Annotated in this window: 12 protein-coding genes; 7 read left to right on the top strand and 5 right to left on the bottom strand. The window is 64.3% G+C overall.

Features of this window, described 5'->3' with window-relative positions:
• Positions 1–16: 16 nt before the first annotated feature.
• A complete protein-coding gene (locus GWQ44_RS18450; RefSeq protein WP_275927978.1) occupies positions 17–1,054 on the bottom strand; it encodes an isopenicillin N synthase family oxygenase in 1,038 nt (345 codons plus the stop codon).
• A 42-nt stretch (positions 1,055–1,096) separates the two neighbouring features.
• Positions 1,097–1,312, bottom strand: a complete 216-nt coding sequence (locus GWQ44_RS18445) for a TOBE domain-containing protein (RefSeq protein WP_275927977.1) — start codon at positions 1,310–1,312, stop codon at positions 1,097–1,099.
• Positions 1,313–1,557: 245 nt separating this feature from the next.
• Here GWQ44_RS18445 and GWQ44_RS18440 point away from each other — a divergent pair, with 245 nt between their 5' ends.
• The 6 genes from GWQ44_RS18440 to GWQ44_RS18415 all read left to right on the top strand — a co-directional run bounded on the left by GWQ44_RS18440 (position 1,558) and on the right by GWQ44_RS18415 (position 11,072).
• Complete coding sequence (locus GWQ44_RS18440; RefSeq protein ID WP_016965606.1) at positions 1,558–2,379, top strand: aldo/keto reductase; 822 nt, start codon at positions 1,558–1,560, stop codon at positions 2,377–2,379.
• A 203-nt stretch (positions 2,380–2,582) separates the two neighbouring features.
• The gene (locus GWQ44_RS18435) at positions 2,583–5,417 is read left to right on the top strand and encodes an ATP-binding protein (protein WP_016965605.1); all 2,835 of its coding nucleotides are present in this window, start codon (positions 2,583–2,585) and stop codon (positions 5,415–5,417) included.
• The gene (locus GWQ44_RS18430; RefSeq protein ID WP_016965604.1) at positions 5,404–6,594 is read left to right on the top strand and encodes an EAL domain-containing protein; all 1,191 of its coding nucleotides are present in this window, start codon (positions 5,404–5,406) and stop codon (positions 6,592–6,594) included. The genes GWQ44_RS18435 and GWQ44_RS18430 overlap by 14 nt, the downstream gene beginning before the upstream one ends.
• A gap of 109 nt (positions 6,595–6,703) precedes the next feature.
• Positions 6,704–9,913, top strand: coding sequence for a hybrid sensor histidine kinase/response regulator (locus tag GWQ44_RS18425; RefSeq protein ID WP_275927976.1), 3,210 nt, complete (start codon positions 6,704–6,706; stop codon positions 9,911–9,913).
• Positions 9,914–9,987: 74 nt separating this feature from the next.
• Complete coding sequence (locus tag GWQ44_RS18420; protein WP_275927975.1) at positions 9,988–10,635, top strand: response regulator; 648 nt, start codon at positions 9,988–9,990, stop codon at positions 10,633–10,635.
• Between the two features lie 23 nt (positions 10,636–10,658).
• Positions 10,659–11,072, top strand: coding sequence for a TIGR03067 domain-containing protein (locus GWQ44_RS18415; RefSeq protein ID WP_103740201.1), 414 nt, complete (start codon positions 10,659–10,661; stop codon positions 11,070–11,072).
• Between the two features lie 46 nt (positions 11,073–11,118).
• Here the strand turns inward: GWQ44_RS18415 and GWQ44_RS18410 are convergent, their stop codons facing one another.
• Together GWQ44_RS18410 and GWQ44_RS18405 are read right to left on the bottom strand one after the other, a co-directional pair.
• On the bottom strand, positions 11,119–13,431 hold the full coding sequence (locus GWQ44_RS18410) for an ATP-dependent DNA helicase (protein ID WP_275927974.1): 2,313 nt from the start codon (positions 13,429–13,431) through the stop codon (positions 11,119–11,121).
• Positions 13,428–15,080, bottom strand: coding sequence for a VRR-NUC domain-containing protein (locus GWQ44_RS18405; RefSeq protein ID WP_103740203.1), 1,653 nt, complete (start codon positions 15,078–15,080; stop codon positions 13,428–13,430). The genes GWQ44_RS18410 and GWQ44_RS18405 overlap by 4 nt, the downstream gene beginning before the upstream one ends.
• A gap of 202 nt (positions 15,081–15,282) precedes the next feature.
• On the opposite strand from GWQ44_RS18405, the gene GWQ44_RS18400 reads away from it, so the two are divergent.
• Entirely contained in the window at positions 15,283–15,507 is a 225-nt protein-coding gene (locus GWQ44_RS18400; protein WP_047304259.1) for a YgdI/YgdR family lipoprotein, read from the top strand.
• A 14-nt stretch (positions 15,508–15,521) separates the two neighbouring features.
• Here the strand turns inward: GWQ44_RS18400 and GWQ44_RS18395 are convergent, their stop codons facing one another.
• Positions 15,522–15,905 (bottom strand): hypothetical protein, encoded by a 384-nt coding sequence (locus GWQ44_RS18395; RefSeq protein ID WP_042941242.1) that lies wholly within the window; start codon positions 15,903–15,905, stop codon positions 15,522–15,524.
• Positions 15,906–15,992: the final 87 nt, after the last annotated feature.

The raw sequence follows: 15,992 nt of genomic DNA, 5'->3' as shown, positions 1-15,992 counted from the left end.
GTTCGGCGAATGAGGGTCAGGCGCTCAGGGCCTTGGGTATCAGCACATCGGCGTAGAAACGCCGGGCCACGTCGGGGTGCGAGCGCAGGCGGCCCTTGAGGTAGTTCCAGCCGACGTCGCGAAACAGCGGGTTGTGCGGATCGCTGGCCGGGCCCCGGGCCTCTTGTCGCAGCGCGTCGGGCAAGGGATACAGCGGCACCCGGGCGTCCAGTTGGGCCCCCAGAAAGAAGGCGATCGACAGCCGCTCGCGATCCGCCGGCGGCGACAGCACCCGGTGCACCGTGGCGCGCAAGTAGCCGTGGGTAGCCAGCTCCAGCAGCTCGCCGATGTTCACCACCAGGGTGTTGTCCCGCGGTGGCGCATCGATCCAGCGGCCCTCTTCCACTTCCACTTGCAGGCCGGCCTGCTGGTCCTGCAGCAGAAAGCTGAGAAACCCGGAGTCCTTGTGGGCACCGACGCCCTGGTTGCTTTGCCCCGCAGCGCGGCCGGGATAGCGGATCAGCTTGATGTGTTCGTTGGGCCGCTCGCCGTACAAGGGATCGAAGGCGTGCTCCGGCAGGGACAGGGCCTGGGCGAAAGCGCGCAGCAGACGCAGGGACATGCGGGTCATTGCCTGCTGCCACTCCAGCAGCAGCGGCTTGAGTTGCGGCAACTGCACCGGCCACTGGTTGGGCCCTTGCAGGCGCGTCCAGGGCGGGCTGTCGGAGGTCAGCGGCAGGGCCTGGCGTTCGGCCCCCAGATCGAACTGCTCGCGCAGGTCCGGCTGGCCGCGGGTAATCTCCGAGGCCGCGCGGTTGTAGCCGCGAAAATGCGGCGAGTGGATCATGCCCACGGCCGCCTTGTCGGCCTCGGGCAAGGCGAAGAAGGCCCGGGCCTGCTCCTGCACCCGACGCAGCAGATCGCTGTCGATGCCATGCCCGGTGAGGTAGAAGAAACCGACGTCCCGCGCGGCCTGGCGCAGGCTCTGGAGAAAGGCCTGGCGCTGCTCCGGGCGCCCCTCCAACTGGCTCAGGTCGAGCACGGGTAACGCGGTGATATCCAGCGAGTGCGGCATGTTTCACTCCCCTGTGAATTGACGACGTCCGAGGTACGTGGCTCAGAGCTTGGCGATGGACACTTCGGTGGATTTGACGAAGGCGATCACTTCGCTGCCGACCTTCAGTTCCAGGTCGCGTACCGAGCGGGTGGTGATCACCGAGGTGACGATGCCCGATACGGTCTGCACGTCGATTTCCGACACCACCTGGCCTTCGTGGATCTCCTTGATCACGCCTTTGAACTGGTTGCGCACGTTGATGGCTTGAATGGTCATGCTGGCAAATCCTCTGCGGGCACCGGACTCAGGAATTGAGCGGCTGGTGACAAACATGCACCTTCGGCCAAACCCTTCAAAGGAATAAATAATTTGTATTTTATGTCTTTTGGAAATATAGAATTCCCGTCCCTCGCCTTGGGCTTGGCGGCTCTGAGGGCCGTCCAGCGGGCCTTGACCGCCGCCCATGGCTTTGTTTCCCTGTGCCCTCCCCATCCGACTCGCTACAGATCCCAGGAGGCAGCATGCGCACGCTCGAGCTCGCGGACACTCAGGTTCCGGTCATTGGCCAGGGCACCTGGCGCATGGGTGAGGATCCTCGGCTGCGGGATCAGGAAATCGCCGCGCTGCGCAGCGGAATCGAGCTGGGCATGACCCTGATCGACACCGCGGAGATGTACGGCGAAGGCGGCGCCGAGGAGGTGGTCGGCCAGGCCATTGCCGGGCGCCGCGATCAGGTGTTCCTGGTGAGCAAGGTCTATCCGCACAATGCCGGTCGCCAAGGCCTGCCCCTGGCCTGCGAGCGCAGCCTGCGGCGCCTGGGCACCGAGGTCATCGACCTGTACCTGCTGCACTGGCGCGGACACTACCCCCTGGCGGAAACCGTCGAGGCCTTCGAGCGCCTGCGGGAGGCCGGCAAGATTCGCCGCTGGGGGGTGTCCAACTTCGATCTGGCGGACCTCGATGAACTCGACGCGCCGGCCTGCGCCACCAATCAGGTGCTGTACAACTTGGAGTCCCGGGGCATCGAGTTCGACCTGCTGCCCGCCTGCCAGCAGCGCCGGATGCCGATCATGGCCTATTGCCCGATCGGCCAGGCTGGCGCCCTGCTGGCCGAACCGCAGTTGCAGCACATTGCCCGGGAACACGGGGTGACCCCGGCGCAGGTGGCCCTGGCCTGGCTGTTGCGTCAGGACGGGGTGCTGGCGATTCCCAAGGCGGTACGTCCGGAACACGTTCGCCTCAATGCCCAGGCCGGCGAACTGCAACTGCGGCCCCAAGACCTGCAGGCACTGGATCAGGTGTTCACCCCGCCGCGGCGCAAGCAGCGCCTGGAGATGGTTTAAACGTTATAGAGGAATAAGAAGTTTTCGATTCCAGGAGAAGTTACAAGGAATTAATTGTAAGAAAGTAACAGCAAGCAAAGTTGCTCTTTCAGACAATTAACTAAGTGCTTGAGGGAATATCAACACTTTAAAAATCCTTTACGTCTGGTTATTTAAGAATTGTCTGATCCCTGCTTGGCATGCCCCCCAATTACAGTTGGCGGATGAGATTAAAAAGCTACCTGCATCAGATCAATCCCCTTTTTTCCAGTCCCGAAGCAGCCCGTAGGCTGCTTCGTGTCGTCGCGCTGATTTTCTTGATCGGCCTGCTCGGCGCCGTCTACAACTTCCTGCGTTCGAGCATCAATAACGAACTCTCACAACGGCGCAGCTACATGAGCAGCGCCATAGCCGAAGCACAAACATTCTTCACCAGTCGCGAAGCCTTGTTGGAAAGCTTGAGCCTGTCGGCCGTGCACAAGTCGCGGCAAAACCCCAACTATGAATCCAGCAGCGACCCCAACGAGGAAATCCACCTGCAACTGGGCCCCCCGGGGGAGCATCAATGGGGGGTCTGGCTCACCCAGCGCATGCGCGACTACCTGAAAAGCAAACAGCTGAACCTGCTGTACGTCCACGACGGCGAGCAACCCCATGTACAACGCCTGTTCAGTACCCAGCCGGAGGCCGCCTACCTGCCCTCACTGATGCTGGCCAAGCTGGCCAGCCTGAACCCCGCGCAGATCCCGCCGGGCCAGCAGCTATGGCTGATGGACCACTCCTCGAACACCGCGCGTCTGTACATCTTCACTCGCCTCGACGAACGCTACCTCAACTCCGGCTGGCTGGGCCTGGAGATGGAAGGCAGCAGTGTGTCCGCCGCCCTCAGCGATCAGAGCGCCGGCGACTTCATGATGTTCAACTCCCAGGGCGGACTGATCTTCAGCAGCACGCCCAGCGCCCAACTGAGCGAGGAGGTCCGGCAAGTCCAGGGCGGCAGCTTCTTCGGGTTTCTCGGCGGCCGCTGGTGGCCCGATCACCTGGTGATCCGCAAGCAGCTGGGCTCGTCGGACTGGCAACTGGTCTACGCCTTCGATCTGCACAATCTGCTCAAGAGCCTTTGGCCGCAATTGCTTGCGGCCTTGCTGATCAGTCTGTTCGGCATGGCCTTGATCGGCTTCCTGAGCCACTGGGTCGAGGTGCGCCTGATCGCTCCGGCGCTGCACCGGATCCAGGCCCTGATCGAAAGCGAGGCGTTCAGCCGGGACGTGATCCAGATCGCCCCGGTGGCGCTCTGCGTGCTGCGCCGCAGCGATGGCCGGGTGGTGCTGGAAAACACCCTGTCCCAGCAGTGGCTGGGCAACGGCACCGAGCGCGACCAGCTGTGCGCCGGCTGGATCGAGCAGGCCTTCGATCCCAATCGCCCCAACAGCTCGGACTACTTCGAAACCGCCGACGGGCGCCATCTTTACCTCAGTTCGGCACCGACTCGCTACAACGGCGAAGACGTGCTGTTCTGTGCCTTCAGCGACATCAGCGCGCGCAAGCAGATCGAAGCGGCCCTGGAGGAAGCCAAACGTTTGGCCGATACCGCCAACGAAGCCAAGACCCTGTTCCTGGCCACCATGAGCCATGAAATCCGCACCCCGCTGTACGGCGTGCTCGGCACCCTGGAGCTGCTCTCGCGTACCCAACTGGACAACCAGCAGAAAGACTACCTGCGGGCCATCGAGGGCTCGTCCGGCACCCTGCTGCAATTGATTTGCGACGTGCTGGATGTGTCCAAGATCGAGGCGGGCCAACTGGCCCTGGAACTCAGCGAATTCTCCTCCCTGGATCTGGTGCACGAGATCATCCAGGGCTACGCCGCCGCGGCCCAGGCCAAGGGCTTGCAGTTCTACGCCTGCGTGGACCCGCATTTGCCCGAAGTGCTGCTCGGCGACGTCACGCGCATCCGCCAGATCCTCAGCAACCTGCTGAACAACGCGGTCAAGTTCACCGACTCCGGGCGCATCGTCCTGCGGGTCCGGGTGGAAAGCCGTGACGGTGAACGCAGCAACATCCTCTGGCAGGTTTCCGACACCGGGCGCGGTATCGCTCAGGACGATCAGACCCTGATCTTCGAACCCTTCTACCAGACCGAGGGCAACACCAACGTGATCGCCGGCACCGGGCTGGGCCTGCCGATCTGCCAGCGCCTGACGCAGTTGATGAACGGCAACATCCGCATGGTCAGCGAACTGGGCCTGGGCAGCAGTTTCACCCTGACCCTGCCGCTGGAAGCCTCCTCCCTGGGGGCCAGCGCGCCGCTCATGAGCCCGTTGCTGCCGGAGATGATCTACGTGGTGTCGCCAGTGCGTGAACTGGCGGAATCCGTGGCCGGCTGGCTGCGCCGCTGGGGGGCCCGGGCCCAGTTCAGCCTGCCGACCCAAGCGGACCGCAATCGCGGCCATGTGCTGATCGAGTTGCACCCCGGCACCGTGGAGCAGCGCCTGGAACCGGACTGGCAAGGCCCCCTGGTGCTGGCCAGCGGCGATGGCCACAACGAACCACGGGTTCGCGGTGGCTGCTGGCATGTCAACACCAACAACCTGCGAGCCATTCACCAGGCGGTCAGCCAGGCCCAGGGCGTCTGGGTGGTCGCGAGCGAGGAGCACCCCGACAGCCGTGAACTGAAAAAACTCAGCCTGCATGTCCTGGTGGCCGAGGACAACGTGATCAACCAGTTGATCCTCAAGGATCAACTGGAAGAGCTGGGTTGCAGCGTGGAATTGGCGTCAAACGGCGAAGAGGCCCTCTGCATCTGGAGAGCCGGGCACTTCGACGTGATCCTGACCGATGTCAACATGCCCAAGCTCAACGGCTATGAACTGGCCAAAGAGCTTCGGCGTCAGGGCTGTTCGATCCCGATCATCGGGGCGACGGCCAATGCAATGCGCGGAGAAGAAGAGCTCTGTCTTGCAGCCGGGATGAACCACTGCCTGGTCAAGCCGTTTGCATTAAGAGCGTTGTTCAACTATCTGGCGCCCTATGAAAGAGCCCCTCATGAAGTCCTGTAGCATTTTGATCGTTGAAGATCAGCCGTTTCAGTACATGTACCTGCAACACTTGTTCAACGAGCTGGGCCCCTACCAGCTGGAGGTCGCAAGCAACGGCAGGGAGGCCCTGGAGCGTCTCAAGCAGCGGCATTTCGATCTGGTTCTGACGGACCTGCTGATGCCGGGCATGGACGGTGTGCAGTTCATCCAGGGCCTGGCCACCCATCGCGTGCGCCCGGCCCTGGCAATCATGAGCGCCTCTTCGCGGCGCATGCTGATGGGCGCCAGCCTGGTGGCCCGCAACCTGGGCCTGCGGGTGATCGGGCTGATCTCCAAACCGGTCAATCTGGCCGCCCTGCGCAGCATCACCGCGCAGCTGCCGGGGCTGGCCAGCAGCGAACCGACGCCGGCGGTCTGGGTCGAGTGCAGCCGCGAAACCCTCCAGCACGCCCTGCGCAATGCGCAGATCCAAGCCTGGTTTCAACCCAAGAAGGCCCTGAACAACGGGCGCATCGTAGCGGCCGAGGCCCTGGTGCGCTGGATGCACCCGCAGCACGGCATGTTGCTGCCCTGCGACTTTCTGCCGGAGCTCACCGATGCCGGTCTGGAGGAAGAGCTGCTGTGGCTGATCCTCGAGCAGGCCCTGGCCGCCCAGGTGAGCTGGCGCGAGGACGGTTATGACATCCCGGTCTCGATCAATCTGCCGACCCATCTGCTCAACAGCGCCGACCTGGCCGACCGCCTGTATGACTTTGTGATCCAGCGCAACGGCATACCGGGCAAGATCTGCTTCGAACTCATGGAGTGCTCGACCCCGGAGCACATCAGCAACTTCTACGCGGGCGCCTGCCGTCTGCGCATCAAGGGTTTCGGCCTGTCCCAGGACGATTTCGGCAAAGGCTACAGCTCCTACATGAACCTGGTGTCCACGCCCTTCACCGAACTGAAGATCGACCGGGCCCTGGTCCAGGGCTGCCACGCCAACGAAGAACTGGCCCAGGCCCTGACCAGCATCATCGCGCTGGGTCGGCAGCTGGGCCTGACGGTGGTCGCCGAAGGCGTGGAAAGCGCCCAGGAACTGGCCTTGCTGAGAAAGATCGACTGCACCCAGGTGCAGGGCTTCCTGATATCCCATGCCGTGTCCTCGCAACAGTTTCAGCAACTGCTGGCCCAAGATGGACCGGCGACGGTGTACTAGCCGATGAATCCATTGCCCTGCTCCGCAACAGCCACTCATCGCTGACCGCCTTGCTTCAGAGAGAGGAATCTCGAAAGCAGGGCCCTTCTACGTATCTGGGAATTCAGTGATGAAATACAGCAATACCTTCATGGAGAACCTGACTCGCAGTTCGATCCGTCTGAACAAGGGCCTGTTGACGCTGGCGGGCGTCGCGCTGCTGCTGTTCGCCACGCTGTTCTGGACCACTCAGCGCCTGATCGAGGAGCAGCACAACAGCGTCAGGCTGCATTTCGCGCGGCTGATGGAAAACATCCAGGAGCAGGAACTGTTTCTGCAGCAACTGGCCTTCCGTCAATCGACCGAGGCGCTGCTGGCTGCCGAACAGCCCCCGCCCGGCGACGCCGGTGAAGCCTCCCAGGCCTACCCGCACCTGGTCTTGACGCCCTTCGGATTGAGCTTCAGCCCGCCCCCCCAGGCCGCCGAGGAACTGCCCAAGGTCTTCGCCCTGGGCCTGCAGCTGTCGAGCTTCTACAACGCCTTCTGGTCCACGTCGCACTATCACGCGCCACGCACCTTCCTGTTCAACCGCTTCGGCCACTACGACATCAGCCTGCCGGCGGCGCGCCAGGCCCGGGGCGATCCGTGGAATGGCAACGGCGCCCATGACAGCGAGCTGGAACGGGTGCTGCTGCAACTGAGGACCAAGAACAACGGCTCGCGGGACCAACAGGTCCACTGGGAAACCTACCCGCTCCCGGCAGCGCTGGACGTCGCGCCCAAGCTGCTGGCCTACATCCATCTGCCCCTCGGGCCGCAGCAGTTGCAGCTGCATGGCGCCAACAGTTGGATGATGGTGGCGTCGCTGCTCAACCTGGACAAGATCAACGATATTGAGCGGCTCATGGACTGGTCGATCTATGACGACTTCACCCTCATCGCACCTTCCGGCAGCGTACTCAGCGGCTCCGCGCCTGCGGCCAAGGCATTGCGCGAAGGCCCGAACTTCGGCTTGCGGGGCATGGTGTTCAAGGTCACCAGCCCCACTCCGGCGCTCTGGACCGGGCTCTACAGCATCAGCTACAAAAGTTATCTCGGTTATGCCCTGTGGCTGCTGCTGAGTCTCCCGGCGCTGGCCTTGGGCGCGATCACCTGTGGCTGGATCGCCAGCCGCTGGTACCGCGACCGGGTGGTGGCACCGGCGCAGCTGGCGCACCAGAGCATTGCCGAGAGCGAGGCCTTCAGCCGCGTGGTACTGGATACCGCGCCCACCGGGCTGTGCGTGGTACGCCATGAGGACTTCCAGGTGCTAATGGAGAATCGCCAGGCCGCGCAATGGCCAGGCACGCCCCAGTTGCTGAGCTTGCTGCAGCGCGACCCGCCCTTGAGCGACAGCGGCACAACCTGCCTCGAGATCGAGGGTCGAAACTTGCAGGTGGGCCTGGTCGCGACCCGCTACCAGGGACAGGAGGTCCTGCTGTGCAGCTTCAATGACATCACCGCGCACGTGCAGGACGCACAACTGCTGGAACAGGCCCGGGTCGCGGCAGACGCGGCCAACCAGGCCAAGACCCTGTTCCTGGCCACCATGAGCCACGAGATCCGCACCCCGCTGTACGGCGTGCTCGGCACCCTGGAACTGCTGGGCCTGACCCCGCTCGACGCGCGCCAGAGCGAGTACCTGAACACCATCCAGCGCTCCTCCAGCAACCTGTTCCAACTGATCAGCGATGTGCTCGATGTGTCCAAGATCGAGTCCGGCCAGATGAGCATCGACCCCATGGAGTTCTGTCCACTGGACATGGTGGAAGAGGCGCTGCGCAGCTACGCGACCTTTGCCGAGCGCCGCGGATTGCTGCTCTACGCCTGCATCGACCCGAGCCTGCCGAACCTGATGCTGGGGGATGCCGGGCGCATCCGGCAGATTCTCAACAACCTGTTGAGCAACGCTATCAAGTTCACCGACAGCGGCCGGGTGGTGCTGCGCGTCCGGGTGCTGGCGCAGCAGGACCGCGAGGCCAGCGTCGAATGGCAAGTCACCGACACCGGGATCGGCATCTCGCCGTCGCAGCAGCCGCAGTTGTTCGCCCCCTTCTATCAGGTCCGCGATGCCTCCAATGAGGCCGGTGCCGGGCTTGGGCTGGCGATCTGTCAGCGTCTGAGCGAAATGATGGGCGGACACATACAGGTGATCAGTGAACCGGGGCTGGGCAGCAGTTTTTCCCTGCGCCTGAGCCTGCAATGCCTGGCGGCAGCCCTGCCTGGCGCCGTGTCGCTGCCCGAAGGACCGCCGGTGTATGTCCGGGCGCCGGTCCCGGAGCTGCAGAAAAGCACCTGCGAATGGCTCAACCGCCTCGGCCTGCAGGCCTATCCGCTGCCCCTGTGCGTGGACGATAAACCGCGCAACACGGTGCTGATCGACATGCTGCCCCGTGACAGTCAGCCCGGCTGGCCCGGCCCCTGTGTCACCGCCCTGGCAGCGGGTCACCGCGACCACCCGCAAGCGCAATGGGCGGTCGATGCCCACGATATCCGCGCCATCGCCCAGGCCGCGGCGCTGGCCCGCCAGGGACACCCCCTGGATCTGCTGCAGCGCGCCCCCGGCACCTTGCGCCGCCTGGAGCTCAATGTCCTGGTGGCGGAAGACAACCCGCTGAACCGGACCATCATCAAGGAACAACTCGAGGCCCTGGGGTGCACGGTGACCCTGGCGTCCAACGGCGAACAGGCCCTGGAACAATGGCAGCCCCAGCTGTTCGACATTGCCGTCACCGACGTCAACATGCCGCTCATGAACGGCTACGACCTGGCCCGGGAACTGCGTCGACGGGAACCGGCGCTGCCGATCATCGGCGTCACCGCCAACGCCCTGCGCGAGGAAGGCAGCCGCTGCCTGGCCGCCGGCATGAGTGCCTGGATCGTCAAGCCCATGACCCTGCAGATTCTGCGCGGGCAACTGGAGAAACTCTGCCCGGTGCCCGATAACAATACCGCGGCGCCCGTGGCCATCGGACCGGCGCCACCGCCCCAGCCTCAGGAGCCGGCTCTGGCCGAGCAGCGGATACAGGTGTCGGAGAAGATGCGACCGCTGTTCCTGAGCACCATGCGCGACGATCTGCAACGCTTGGCCAAGGCGCTGGAAGCCGGTTCGGGCCAGACCGCCGCCGAGCGCCTGCACAGCATTGCCGGGGCCATGGGCGCGGTGCAGGCCGGTATCCTGGCCAAGGCCTGCGCCGAACTGGAGTGCCAATTGCTGGAAAACACGTTGAACCCGATTCTGGAGAGCCAAGTCAGGCAACTGATGCAGCGCTTGTCGGAACTTCTGCTGCCCCTTGAATAATGGGTGGCAGCGTTTAATGTACCGTCAGTCTCATGTTTCTTTATTAAATTGCGTATTACACGGGTGTGTTTGCCATGGAAAAACTGAAAGTAGTCATTGCTGACGATCACCCTATTGTTTTGCTCGGTGTGCGCGAGCTCATGGAGCGCGACGACCGCTTCGAAATTGTCGGTGAAGCCGTATGTTCCAAAGGCCTGATCCAGCAGCTGGAATCCCAGCCAGTGGACATTGTCATTACCGACTACAACATGCCCGGAGACTCGCCTTTTGGCGATGGCCTGAAGCTGGTGGAGTACCTCAAGCGCAACTTCCCGCACTTGCAGATCCTGATCCTGACCATGATTTCCAATCAACTGATCCTCACCCGCCTGCGCGAGTTGGGGGTGGTGGGCGTGATCCAGAAAAGCCAGTTGCACGAGGAGATCCAGACCGCCCTCAAGGCCATTGCGCAAAAAGGCGTGTACCGCAGTCCGGAGCCGGCCGCCCATTCGGTGATGGAATCGAATGTGGCGATCGACGAGCGGATCTCCACCCTGTCGCCCAAGGAATTTGAAATCCTGCGCCTGTTCGTTTCCGGCAAGAGCGTCAGCGACATCGCCCGCAGCCAGAACCGCAGCTCCAAAACCATCAGTGCCCAGAAGATCTCCGCCATGCGCAAGCTGGACGTGCAGAGCGACCAGGACCTGCTGACCTACTGCATTGGCCGCAACATCTTCAACTGAGCATCACAAGGAAACCGCCGAAAATGGATAGTTCGTCAGCCTTGAAGCACGCCGACCTGCTGGAGCTCGAGGCGCTGCAAGGCGCCTGGGAACAGACCTCGATGGAAGACAGCGGCGTGCTCGACCCGCCGGACGAGCACAGCGCGCCGGGCGCCCTGACCCTGATCGAAGGCAACCGCTTTCGCGTGGTGACGGTGGCCGGGGACACCCTGCTGGCGGGGAGCTTCAGCCTCGACAGCAGCACCCGGCCCAAGTCGATCACCTGGATCGACTCCATGGGCGCCGACGCCGGCAAGCCCTTGCCGGCCAGCTACCAACTGAGCGCCGATGAGTTCGTGTTCATCGCCGCCGACGAGGGTCAACCGCGGCCCACCCGTTTCAGCACCGGCCCGGGCCAGACCCTGCGCCGCTTTGTCCGCGTCCGTCAGGGCCAGTAAAACCGCGATCCGGCGCGCAAGCGCCAGCATCCCCCGCCCCTGAGCGTCAATCCCCGCCGGCGCCGGCCAGCAGCCCCGGGTCAACCGGTCCACCAGCTTCGGCCTGAATCGCCCACCAACCCGGCAACAACTGCCGCACCCGGGACTCGGCGAAACGGTCGTCAATCAGCATCAGCACGCCACGATCGGTCTGGCTGCGAATCACCCGCCCCGCCGCCTGCACCACCTTCTGCAAGCCGGGATACAGGTAGGTGTAGTCGTAGCCGCAACCGAACAGCGCCGCCATGCGCTGTTTCATCTGCTCGTTCAGCGGGTTGAGCTGGGGCAGCCCCAGGGTGGCGACAAAGGCGCCGATCAGCTTCGTCCCGGGCAGGTCGATGCCTTCACCGAACGCCCCGCCGAGGACGGCAAAGCCGATGCCCTGCCCCTCGGCACGAAACTGCTGGAGAAAGTCCTCGCGCGAGGCTTCATCCATGCCCCGGGACTGCAACCACAGGGGAATGTGCCGATGTTCCCGGGCCAGCAGCTCGGCCACCTGCTGCAGATAATCGAAACTGCTGAAGAACGCTAGGTAGTTGCCCGGTCGCGCCGCGAACTGGCGGGCCAGCAACTCGACGATCGGCGCCAGCGACGCCTGCCGATGCACATAGCGGGTGGAGATGCGGCTGATGATCTGCACCTGCAACTGCGCGGCGGCAAAGGGTGACTCCACCTCCAGCCACACCGCGTTGTCCGGCAGCCCCAGCAGGTCACGGTAGTAACGCTCGGGATTGAGGGTGGCGGAAAACAGCACCGTGCTGCGGGCCGCGCTCAAGCGCGGGCCAAGCAACGCTGCCGGCACCACATTGCGCAGGCACAGCCGTGACAGGCTGCGCTTGGCGCTCAGGGCACGCTTGCTGATGTCGAAGATGAACTGGCGTTCATCGAACAGCTCCGCCACCCGGGCAAAGTGCAGCAGCTCGAAGTACAGCCCCTGCAGGCCGGCGTCCAGGCCCTGGGGGTGCTCGTTGAAGTAGTCGCCCAGGGCTGCGACACACAGGGCCAGGGCCCTGAGCAGCGCCGTGGGCAGCTGGGCATAGGCCTGATAGGGCGCAAGCTGCTCCTTGTGCAGGGCATTCCATTCTCGATTCAGGCGTTGCAGGGCGCTCTTCAGTGCCTGGGGCGCCGTCTGGCGCACGCTGGCCAGCTGTTGCTGATCCAGGCTCGCGCTGTACATGCCGCGTCCGCGTTCCACCAGGTTGTGCGCTTCGTCCACCAGCACCGCCAACTGCCACTGATTGGCCTGGGCCAGGCCGAACAGCAAGGCGCTGAAGTCGAAGTAGTAGTTGTAGTCGGCCACCAGCAAATCGCTCCAGCGGGCCATTTCCTGACTCAGGTAATACGGGCACACCTGATGCTCCAGGGCCACCTGGCGCAGCGCCTGGCGGTCAAGCATCGGCACCCGGCTGGCCGCCTGGCGCGCCGCCGGCAGGCGCTGGTAGAAGCCCTTGGCCAAGGGACAGGAGTCACCGTGACAGGCTTTGTCCGGGTGTTCGCAGGCCTTGTCCCGGGCCACCAGTTCCAGGACCCGCAACGGCAGCCCGGCGTGCCCGGCGAACAGCACCCGGGCCGCATCCAGGGCCAGTTGCCGCCCCGGGGTCTTGGCGGTGAGGAACAGCAGCTTGTCCAGCTGCTGCGGGGCCATGGCCTTGAGCATGGGGAAAATCGTGCCCAGGGTCTTGCCGATGCCGGTGGGAGCCTGGGCCAACAGGCAGCGACCGGTGCTGACCGCCTTGTACACCGATTCGGCCAGGTGCCGCTGACCCTGGCGGAACGTCGCGTGGGGAAAGTTCAGGGCCCGGGTCGCCTGATCCCGGGCCTGGCGGTGAGCCAGCTCCTGCTGCGCCCACTGCAGGAACACCGCGCATTGGCGCTTGAAGAACGCCTCCAGTGCCTCGGCACTGTGCTCCTCCACCAGGGCGGTTTCCTGTTCGCTGGCCACGTCGAAATACACCAGCGACACCCGCAGGCTCGGCAGTTGCAGGCTCTGGCACAGCAGCCAGCCATAGACCCTGGCCTGGGCCCAATGCAGCTGCCGGTGGTTGTCCGGCATGCGCGCCAGATCGCCGCGGTAGGTCTTGATCTCTTCCAGCAGGTTCTGCGCCGGGTCGTAACCGTCCGCCCGCCCCCTGACCAGCAGGTCGCCGTAGCGGCCCTCCAGGGGCACTTCGCTCTGGTAGTCGGGATTGCGCCGGGCCGCCACGGTGCGGTGCCCGAGCATGCCCTCCAGGGCGCTGGGCGACGGGGTGAAGCGCAGATCCAGGTCGCCGGTCTTGGCGCTGAATTCACACAGGGCGCGCACCGCGACGCGATAGCTCACGAGGAGCGGTCCTGCCACTGCACGTAACACACCGCCACCGGCATCTGGTGCTCCTGGCAGAAGTCCAGCCAGCGCAACTGGTTGTCCTGCAGGCGATCCCCCGGGCCCTTGACCTCGATCATCCGGTAGCGCTTTTCCTCGGGCCAGAACTGGATCAGGTCCGGCATGCCGGCGCGGTTGGCCCGGATGTCCAGCAGCAGCCGCTGGAACCAGTGCTTCAGATGCTCGGCCGGCAGGCAGTCCAGGGCCAGTTCCAGCAGTTCCTGGCTCAAGGCGCCCCAGAACACGAAAGGCGATTGCAGGCCCCACTTGGCGACGAAGCGCTGACGAATGCTGTCCCGGTAGCGGCCATCCTCCAGCTCCTCCAGGCACGCCTGGAACAGCTCGCTGCGCCGCGGATGAAAGTCCTCGCTCAACAGATCCACCGGCCCGCGCTGGAACGGGTGGAAGAACGCCCCCGGCAAGGGCGCAAAGATCGCCGGCCAGCACAGCAGCCCGAACAGCGAGTTGATCAGGCTGTTCTCCACGTAATGCACCGGCGCCTGGGGCTGATGCAGATGAGCCTGGACCTGCAGCTCCACCGTCAGCCCGCTGGCGTCCCGAGGCAGGCTCAGGTCCAGTCGCGCCACCTCGCGGCTGACCACCCGCGACGCCGGTGGCCCGCCCAGCTTGCGCCGCAAGCGCGGCATCACCCGCAGCAACTGCTGGGCCTCGGCGGCGCTCTGCGGCGCCGCCGCGGCTTGTTCGGCCAGGGTCAGGGCCGCCTGGTACTCGGCGCTGAGCTCCAGAACCCGGATCAGCCGCAAGCGCGCCCCGGGGTAGCTGCACTGCTCATAGATCTGCCGGGCCAGCGGCCAGTCGACCAGGCGTTCGCAATGCTGGCCCAGCTGGAACAGCAGCTTGGCGCGCCGCTTCTGCAGCCAGGCGTTGGCGCTGCTGAAGGCGACGATGCGCTGCAGCACCGCCGGCACCGGCTCGCCGGCCTCGAAGGCCTCCTGGCATTGCTGCAGGTAGATGTAACCGTCAACGTCGTCGCGACTGCGCAGGCCCCGGGCATCCGCGCTGATCTCGACGGTCTCGTAGCTGTAGATCCCCAGGTCCGCGAGCACGAACTCCGACCAGTCCTGGTGAAGGTTGCCGAAGAACATCAGCCGCAGCCGATCGCACAGGGGCATGACCGTCAGGCTCAGGAGCCGGTCCGCCAGCGCCGGGCACCATTGGCCAAAAGCCTGCGGTTGCGCATCCAGCGCCTGCAACGCCTCCAGCCACTGGTTCTTCTTGGCCTTGGCCGGCAAGCCCTGGTCGCTGAAGCACTGCAGGATCTCGGCCTTCTGCAGCAGGCCGAACAGCTCATCCAGGGTCAACGGCGCCTGCTCGTCGACCCAGCCCAGCGCCAGCAACGGCAACAGGGCCTCGGCGCTGTCGGCGATTTCCGGGTAGCTCAGCTTGCTCAGGCGAAAATGCCGGCCCTTGCGCATCACCATGCGCACCAGCAAGGCCTGGGACGGCTCGGCCAGGACGGCGAAATCGCTGATGAAGCGCTGCTCCTCGGGGCTCAGCACGTCGGCATAGCGCAGCTCAAGCCAGCTCAGCACTTGCTGGAAGTTGCACAGGTAATAGAGGGGGTTTTCGAGGGGGTTGGAAGTCACAGAACAAACACGCCACGGCTGGATCGATACTGGTTATGCGTACAGATAACAGCCGACGCCCCGCTCTGGCAAACACTATTGGATAAATGGCGGGACGAAGATTTTTCCAATGACCCGGCGAACTTTCGTCGTCTTCACTACACCAAGGGGCCATGACTATAGTGTCCGCCGCAACGGGGACGCCCCCCTATGAGAGGTCTGTATGAATGTGAAGTACCTGGGATTGCTATTGATCGCCGTCGGCGCCCTGAACCTGGCCGGCTGCGCCTCGCCCACGGTGGTGACCTTGCAGAACGGTACCCAGTACCTGACCCGCGACCAGCCCAAGACCAAGACCGCCGATGGTTTCTATGAGTTCCAGGACATCTCCGGCAAGACCGTGCGGGTCAAGGCGGACGATGTGGCCACGGTCCGCCAGGAAAAGTGATGCAAGCCCGCGCTTTAAGGCATCCAGGGCAACGGGCCCTGCCCTGGCGCGCAGGAAATCCCCAGGGGCTTGCCCCGCCTGGACAACTCGTCGCGCACTTGCTGGCAGCGTTCGCGCTCGCGCGCCTCGGCGTTATCGATGCTGATGTTGCCGGTGCTCGGCGGCGCACTGCCGTCCCCCAGGCGCAGATTGACCAGAGGTGACTCTGGCTGCAGGTTGAAGCGGCTGGCGGGCGCCGGCTGCGACTGGGCAGGCGCCGGCTGACCGGCCGGCAACTGATCCACGCTCACCCCATAACGTTGCAGAATCGAGCTGCGAGGCAACTCCTCGGCGGCGACCAGCCCCGTCCACAGGGCCATCAGCACCCCGGCACTCGCCCATCTCTTGGTGTTGCTCACGGTCAAAACTCTCCTGCCATTGCCTTGAATGCGTTGCTGGCCGGCCCGCCAGCAACCTTGGGTTGCTGTAATAACGGTTCAGCCGGC

Source organism: Pseudomonas sp. 3MA1 (assembly GCF_029237275.1).
Lineage (GTDB): Bacteria > Pseudomonadota > Gammaproteobacteria > Pseudomonadales > Pseudomonadaceae > Aquipseudomonas > Aquipseudomonas fluorescens_AP.
The sequence above is the reverse complement of the archived record's forward strand: the minus strand, read 5'-3'. Positions and strand labels throughout refer to the sequence as shown.

Coding starts and splice junctions, on each gene's coding strand:
- GWQ44_RS18450 (WP_275927978.1), bottom strand. CDS start 1,054: ATGCCGCACTCGCTGGATATCACCGCGTTACCCGTGCTCGACCTGAGC.
- GWQ44_RS18445 (WP_275927977.1), bottom strand. CDS start 1,312: ATGACCATTCAAGCCATCAACGTGCGCAACCAGTTCAAAGGCGTGATC.
- GWQ44_RS18440 (WP_016965606.1), top strand. CDS start 1,558: ATGCGCACGCTCGAGCTCGCGGACACTCAGGTTCCGGTCATTGGCCAG.
- GWQ44_RS18435 (WP_016965605.1), top strand. CDS start 2,583: ATGAGATTAAAAAGCTACCTGCATCAGATCAATCCCCTTTTTTCCAGT.
- GWQ44_RS18430 (WP_016965604.1), top strand. CDS start 5,404: ATGAAGTCCTGTAGCATTTTGATCGTTGAAGATCAGCCGTTTCAGTAC.
- GWQ44_RS18425 (WP_275927976.1), top strand. CDS start 6,704: ATGAAATACAGCAATACCTTCATGGAGAACCTGACTCGCAGTTCGATC.
- GWQ44_RS18420 (WP_275927975.1), top strand. CDS start 9,988: ATGGAAAAACTGAAAGTAGTCATTGCTGACGATCACCCTATTGTTTTG.
- GWQ44_RS18415 (WP_103740201.1), top strand. CDS start 10,659: ATGGATAGTTCGTCAGCCTTGAAGCACGCCGACCTGCTGGAGCTCGAG.
- GWQ44_RS18400 (WP_047304259.1), top strand. CDS start 15,283: ATGAATGTGAAGTACCTGGGATTGCTATTGATCGCCGTCGGCGCCCTG.